We start from the raw sequence: 5,997 nt of genomic DNA, 5'->3' as shown, positions 1-5,997 counted from the left end.
GCATACCTTGCGGTTGTTCTTGATCTGTTCGCGAGGAAACCGGTGGGCTGGGCTATGTCGTTCTCCCCGGACAGCAGACTGACCATCAAAGCACTGGAAATGGCATGGGAAACACGTGGTAAACCAGCCGGAGTGATGTTCCACAGCGATCAGGGTAGCCACTATACGAGCAGGCAGTTCCGACAGTTGCTGTGGCGTGACCGGATCAAACAAAGCATGAGTCGGCGGGGTAACTGTTGGGATAACAGTCCGATGGAGCGCTTCTTCAGAAGTCTGAAAAACGAGTGGATACCGGTAATAGGCTACATAAGCTTCAGCGAAGCAGCTCATGAAATTACAGACTATATCGTGGGATATTACAGCGCACTCAGGCCGCATGAATATAACGGTGGGTTACCACCAAACGAATCAGAAAATAGATACTGGAAAAACGCTAACGCGGTGGCCAGTTTTAGTTGACTACTACAGTATGAGTCAATACAAAAATAACCATCGTCGATGCGTTTGCTGGTTTTTAAAGCGCTTCTCTCAATGTTCAAACAAATCGTGCCGGGCGGCATACAAATATTGGAACATGGACCAGAACGTCAGCACCGCCGCGATATACAGCGCGGCAATACCTATTCCCGACACGATGTCGTCCGGCCGCCACAATAGCGCCACCAATGCGAGCATTTGCGCAGTGGTTTTGACCTTGCCAATCCAGGAAACCGCTACGCTGCTGCGTTTACCTATTTCCGCCATCCACTCGCGCAAGGCGGAGATAATAATTTCGCGAGCGATCATCGTCGCCGCTGGTAGCGTAATCCACCATGAATGGAAATGTTCCGCCACCAGCACCAGCGCCATGGCGACCATCACTTTATCCGCGACAGGATCGAGAAACGCACCGAAGCGGGTGGTCTGTTTCCAGCGACGGGCCAGAAAGCCATCGAACCAATCCGTTACCGCCGCCAGGACAAAAATTAACACGCAGCACAGCGGCGCCCACTTGAAAGGCAGATAGAAAGCCAGGACAAAGAACGGTATCATGACGACACGGAACAGGGTAAGCCAAGTCGGTATATTCAGTTGCATAGTACTTTGGTAACCATCTGGCCGGAGTGGAAATTATAAGTATGTTGCTAGATTGCCGCTAGTGTTTGAACGCATTAAATATTTTTTCTGCGAGAGGGACCGAAATGCCCGGCACTTGGGCAATTTCTTCAACGCTGGCATTGCGTAGCGGCTGCAGGCCGCCCATATACTGCAGCAGAGACTGTCTGCGTCTTGGCCCCACACCCTCAATCAATTCCAGCGCGCTGGTATTTTTTACCTTAGCACGTTTATTGCGATGGCCGGTAATCGCATAGTTGTGTGAATCATCGCGGATATGTTGTATCACATGCAATGCAGGTGAATCCGGGGGCAGCGCCATCCCCTCGCCGTGAGGCTGCAAAAACAGCGTTTCGAGACCGGCCTTGCGATCCACCCCTTTTGCCACGCCAAGCAACACCACGCGCGATTTATCCCAGGGGACCTCCAACTGCTCGAACACCGCTTTTGCCATTCTCAATTGCCCTTTACCGCCATCAATGATCACCACGTCGGGGATTTTCTTTTCTTCCACTGCTTTACCGTAGCGACGGCGCAGAACCTGATCCATGGCGGCATAATCATCGCCGGGTGTAATGCCTTCAATGTTATAGCGGCGATATTCGGCGCGTACCGGCCCATTGACGTCAAAAACCACGCAGGAAGCGATGGTCTGCTCCCCCATCGTGTGGCTGATGTCAAAGCATTCCATCCGGTTGATTGCCTGAATGCCCAAAAATTCCGCCAGGGCGGCTAAACGCTGATGCACCGTCGACTGCTGCGACAGTTTGGTCACCAGCGCCGTCGCGGCATTCGTGCGAGCCAGTTTTAAGTAACGGGCGCGATCGCCGCGCGGCTGCGTTTGGATCTGAATCTTCCTGCCCGCTTGCTTACTTAGCGACGCAGCCGGCAGCGTTTTTTTCGTCAGTGTGAAATCCAGCAGAATCTCTCCCGGCAGCGACCGCATCTGACTGCCCTGGAGATAAAATTGACCCACAAACGTCTGTACCACTTCCGCCAGTTCGGTACCGGTTGGCACTTTCGGGAAATAACTGCGGCTGCCTAATACTTTACCCCGGCGAATAAACAGCACATGCACGCAGGCCATCCCGGCGTCAAAAGAGACGCCAATGACGTCCAGATCTTCCCGGTCACCGGAAACGAACTGTTTTTCCGTCACGCGGCGCACAGCCTGTATCTGATCGCGCGCGCGCGCAGCGTCCTCAAAATTCAGAGCACGGCTGGCAAGCTCCATCCGCTCCACCAGCTGATTAAGCACTTGCTGATCTTTGCCCGACAAAAACAAGCGCACATATTCCACCTGCTGCTGGTATTCCTCATCGCTGACCAGTCCTGCTACGCAAGGCCCCAGACAGCGGCCAATCTGATACTGCAGGCACGGTCGTGAACGGTTGCGATACACGCTGTCCTCACATTGGCGAATCGGAAACAGCTTTTGCAGCAGGGCCAACGTTTCCTTCACCGCATAGCCGTTGGGAAACGGACCAAAATAATCCCCTTTCACATGCTTGGCACCGCGATGGGATGTGATGCGCGGATGTGCGTCACCGCTGAGAAAAATGAAGGGATAGGATTTGTCGTCACGTAGCAATACGTTATAACGCGGCTGATACAGCTTGATATAGTTGTGTTCAAGCAGCAGCGCCTCGGTTTCCGTATGGGTGATGGTAACATCAATATGATGAATGCTTTTCACCAGCGCTTCAGTCTTGCGGCTGGCAACCTGGGCGCGAAAGTAGCTTGCCAGGCGTTTTTTTAGATCTTTAGCCTTGCCAACATAAATCACTGTACCGGACGCATCATACATGCTATAGACCCCAGGCTGGCTGGTTACGGTGCTCAGGAATTGTTTGGCGTTGAAACTGTCAGTCACTACTTAATAAAATCTCCGTGTTAAACAACTCGTGGCGGATGGCCAGATGGGTTAATCCTACATCACCGCTGATGTTTAGTTTACTAAATATCCGATAGCGATAGCTGTTGACGGTTTTAGGGCTCAAATTGCGCTGCTCCGATATATCGGTGATCTTCTACCCGCGGGTAGTTATCAGCATAATTTGTAATTTCCGTTCGGACAAACATTCAAAGGGGATTTCCGCCTGCGGCTCCAGCGGGCTCAGGGCCATCTGCTGGGCGATATCCGACACAATGTAGCGTTTACCGGCATTGACCGCGCGAATGGCGCAGATCACCTCGCGCGGCGGACGGCGGCTTTGTTGAGGTACCCCGCGGCCCCGACCTGCATCACTTTAGCAGGTAATTGGTTTTTGTGTAAATGGTCAGCATGATAACTTTGATATCCGGCAAGAAGTGCGCGATCTTGCACGTGCACATGGCTTCCACGCCGCCAATGCCCGGCATATTCATATCCATCAACACGACGTTGATGCAATTGTTGCGGCATTACTTCACCGCATCCTCGCCACAGTGTGCCTCGCCAACGACTTTGAAGCCTTTGATGTCTTTAAGTAATGCGTCGTATCCCTGCGCGCACCAATTCGTGGTCATCAACAAGAAAAACGATTATTTGCTTATACTGAAAAAGTTCAGCAGTGTCGCCTGCGCAGGCTCATTTTAGACAGATAGGTTATTGCACCGCAAGGAGATTTCACCAAAATTCGCGCAGCGGTCGGGAATTGCCGATTTACCCTGTAAACTCACCCCATCACCGCCGCCAATACAGCGCTGGAATTGTTTATAAAATGAACAACTCATCATTAAATATGCTTAAAAATCATAATGTTAAGTTCTGATACTCTTTCAGGCAATATTATCATTAATCATTTAATATGCATATTTTTATAGAATAATTATTTATGCCATATTACTTTTAGCGTACATTCAAACTTTAAAAGTTATTGTAATATATTGCCGCTCCGCTTAATCCGTCACCTTTGACGGTTGCCGGGCAGCGCGCAGAAAAGGTGCTATTTTTTAACCTGCCGCATTCCGTCGGGATAAATGACCTACGTCAGTTAAATTTATAAAACAAAACCTGTTATAATCGCCCCACATGGCGTCTAACGGCGACGCGTAACGGTCCGGCTGACGCGACGTTAGTCGTAATGACCATTGATAACGGGAAAAACAATGGGCAACGTTGAATTTACTACCGATAGCGAAACCGCAGTTCTCGCGCAGGAACTCAACTGCATGAAGGCGATGATGTCGCTGCTGTTGAAAGCCATCGGACAAGCCGATGCCGGTAAGGTCATCATCAAAATGGAGAAATACATTGGTCAGTTTGATGACCCCGAACAGCAAGCTGTTTTTACCAGTATCGTAAAACAGATAACCCACGCGTATCGCCAATAATGCCCGCGGCACGGGGCAGGGTCAGATGTGCGCCGTCTGTCGTTGCGATCGTTAGTTTGCCCGCTTACCTATCTTTGCGGCACCGTGGTAAACTCTTGCCACGGTTCCCCGACGATACTTTCTGTCATGAGGCTGCTGTTCAAAGCCTTGCTGGGCGCGTTGGTGGTGGTGCTGATTGCGCTGCTCGCCAAAACCCGTAATGTGGGGTGGCAATCATTTCTGAACTCTTAAGTTAAACGATGGGTTAGCTGGAAGCCTTTTAATGGCACGGCTTACAGAGATTTTACAGATTCTAAACTCGTCGCAAAAAAATGGGCAGAAAATGATTTTTTTTGCACTAAATTTTAAACTCAAATGACTGTGGTTTGAGCAAATTTAAAGGTAATTTAAACACCTTTTGGGCATCCATTAGATATATGTAAATTAGGTTAAAAATATTAGTAAATCATAAAAATAATGAAATGAGATAGATAATGGCCTAATCTTTATTTAGGCCGCTCCACTTTTCTTACAGTTTAAGCTTGCCACATCTTCTACTGCACACTCTTCAGATACCGCCCCTTTTTTAGCTTCGTGTAGGGCTATCAGACGTTCTTTTTCTTTTTTTGGAAGTTGGAATAACAGGCTATCTAAGTCATCTTTACGTCCTGATAACGCCAATACACCCTTTGCCCCTTCTTGCAAAAGCAGGCATTATTAATGTCTCTAAATCTTTTTTATTCAGCGACTTATAAATCATATGCCAAGTAGCTTCTAAAGGATCCTCCATTAGGCTTTCCTCATTAATCGACAGAATCTCGCTAGTTGAGGCCACTTCTTTTTGAGTGCATAATGAACCAAATGCAAGCCAGTCCAGGCTGACGTGTTCCTTATATGTAATGCTCTGCAACACTGTAAAAGATGGTTCTGTACCTCTAGTTAAATAGTTGTGCAATGTTGAGAAGGATAACCCCCATTCAGTTGCAGCAGCTCTAGCGCTTCTATTGCCTATAAGTTGTTTAAGGCGTGCGCCAAAATTTTCTTTTCCATCCATATCAAAAGCAAAATTACTTGTTTTCTTCTTCATTTTCTTTTTTCTATAACTTATTGATTATAGTTAATAAACTACAAAAACATCTCTTATATGAGGCGATCAGAAAAGAAAATTCATTATTTGCTTTACTTGTCTTAAATTTGAGATGTCATTGCTGTATGGGTAAGTTCCATGACTTACCCACATAATTAACTTTTTAGGGTAATCAAATGTTAGATATAAATGAAGTGAATCATCATGACTGGCACCGGATTGATATCCTGGCCTTCCTGCACAAGAAGGGGATCACATGCAAGATCTCTCCCGCGGCTCGGGGCTGGCGTCCAGCACGTTAAAAAACGCGCTGTATCGTCCCTATCCCAAAGGTGAACGTATTATCGCTAATGCACTCAATGTGGATCCGGCCAGCATTTAACTGAGTCGTTACATGCGCAAGGTGTCGTAATTATGTTTGTTACGGTGAGTGAGTCGGTTTACCCGGATTGCCTGGCACCTTGCAGGGACTTCGCTGGTCATTGAATAAGCGGACTGCAAATTCACCCGATTTAGTCCGT

The 5,997-nt window shown here is 48.2% G+C and carries 7 protein-coding genes and 2 pseudogenes; 4 read left to right on the top strand and 5 right to left on the bottom strand.

Annotation, left to right across the window (positions count from 1 at the left end):
• On the top strand, nucleotides 1-459 hold a 459-nt coding region (locus ACTBDU_RS15725), incomplete at its 5' end, for an IS3 family transposase (RefSeq protein WP_438807122.1).
• A 69-nt stretch (nucleotides 460-528) separates the two neighbouring features.
• On the opposite strand, the gene pgsA is transcribed toward ACTBDU_RS15725, so the two are convergent.
• The 3 genes and pseudogenes from pgsA to uvrY form a co-directional block, all read right to left on the bottom strand.
• Nucleotides 529-1,077 carry a CDP-diacylglycerol--glycerol-3-phosphate 3-phosphatidyltransferase gene (pgsA, locus tag ACTBDU_RS15720; RefSeq protein ID WP_438807121.1) on the bottom strand — a complete coding sequence of 183 codons (549 nt, stop codon included), beginning with the start codon at nucleotides 1,075-1,077 and terminating at the stop codon, nucleotides 529-531.
• A 58-nt stretch (nucleotides 1,078-1,135) separates the two neighbouring features.
• Complete coding sequence (uvrC, locus tag ACTBDU_RS15715; protein WP_438807120.1) at nucleotides 1,136-2,968, bottom strand: excinuclease ABC subunit UvrC; 1,833 nt, start codon at nucleotides 2,966-2,968, stop codon at nucleotides 1,136-1,138.
• Nucleotides 2,961-3,622: pseudogene (gene uvrY, locus ACTBDU_RS15710) on the bottom strand (UvrY/SirA/GacA family response regulator transcription factor). The gene uvrC and the pseudogene uvrY overlap by 8 nt, the downstream one beginning before the upstream one ends.
• Before the next feature lie 563 nt (nucleotides 3,623-4,185).
• On the opposite strand from uvrY, the gene ACTBDU_RS15705 reads away from it, so the two are divergent.
• Both ACTBDU_RS15705 and ACTBDU_RS15700 read left to right on the top strand, forming a co-directional pair.
• Complete coding sequence (locus tag ACTBDU_RS15705) at nucleotides 4,186-4,410, top strand: DUF2594 family protein (protein ID WP_438807119.1); 225 nt, start codon at nucleotides 4,186-4,188, stop codon at nucleotides 4,408-4,410.
• A gap of 126 nt (nucleotides 4,411-4,536) precedes the next feature.
• Nucleotides 4,537-4,611 (top strand): annotated as a pseudogene (locus ACTBDU_RS15700) (GlpM family protein); the annotation flags it as partial.
• Between the two features lie 288 nt (nucleotides 4,612-4,899).
• On the opposite strand, the gene ACTBDU_RS15695 reads toward ACTBDU_RS15700, so the two are convergent.
• Both ACTBDU_RS15695 and ACTBDU_RS15690 read right to left on the bottom strand, forming a co-directional pair.
• Nucleotides 4,900-5,070, bottom strand: coding sequence for a hypothetical protein (locus ACTBDU_RS15695; RefSeq protein WP_438807118.1), 171 nt, complete (start codon nucleotides 5,068-5,070; stop codon nucleotides 4,900-4,902).
• Nucleotides 5,051-5,476, bottom strand: coding sequence for a hypothetical protein (locus tag ACTBDU_RS15690; protein ID WP_438807117.1), 426 nt, complete (start codon nucleotides 5,474-5,476; stop codon nucleotides 5,051-5,053). Before ACTBDU_RS15690 ends, ACTBDU_RS15695 begins: the two co-directional genes overlap by 20 nt.
• A 256-nt stretch (nucleotides 5,477-5,732) precedes the next feature.
• Here ACTBDU_RS15690 and ACTBDU_RS15685 point away from each other — a divergent pair, with 256 nt between their 5' ends.
• Complete coding sequence (locus ACTBDU_RS15685; RefSeq protein WP_438807116.1) at nucleotides 5,733-5,858, top strand: helix-turn-helix domain-containing protein; 126 nt, start codon at nucleotides 5,733-5,735, stop codon at nucleotides 5,856-5,858.
• Nucleotides 5,859-5,997: the final 139 nt, after the last annotated feature.

Source organism: Sodalis sp. (in: enterobacteria) (assembly GCF_051710625.1).
Lineage (GTDB): Bacteria > Pseudomonadota > Gammaproteobacteria > Enterobacterales > Enterobacteriaceae > JBPESN01.
Note: the sequence above shows the minus strand (reverse complement) of the source record. Positions and strands in the feature narration are given on the sequence as shown.

Coding starts and splice junctions, on each gene's coding strand:
- ACTBDU_RS15690 (WP_438807117.1), bottom strand. CDS start 5,476: ATGAAGAAGAAAACAAGTAATTTTGCTTTTGATATGGATGGAAAAGAA.
- pgsA (WP_438807121.1), bottom strand. CDS start 1,077: ATGCAACTGAATATACCGACTTGGCTTACCCTGTTCCGTGTCGTCATG.
- ACTBDU_RS15685 (WP_438807116.1), top strand. CDS start 5,733: ATGCAAGATCTCTCCCGCGGCTCGGGGCTGGCGTCCAGCACGTTAAAA.
- ACTBDU_RS15705 (WP_438807119.1), top strand. CDS start 4,186: ATGGGCAACGTTGAATTTACTACCGATAGCGAAACCGCAGTTCTCGCG.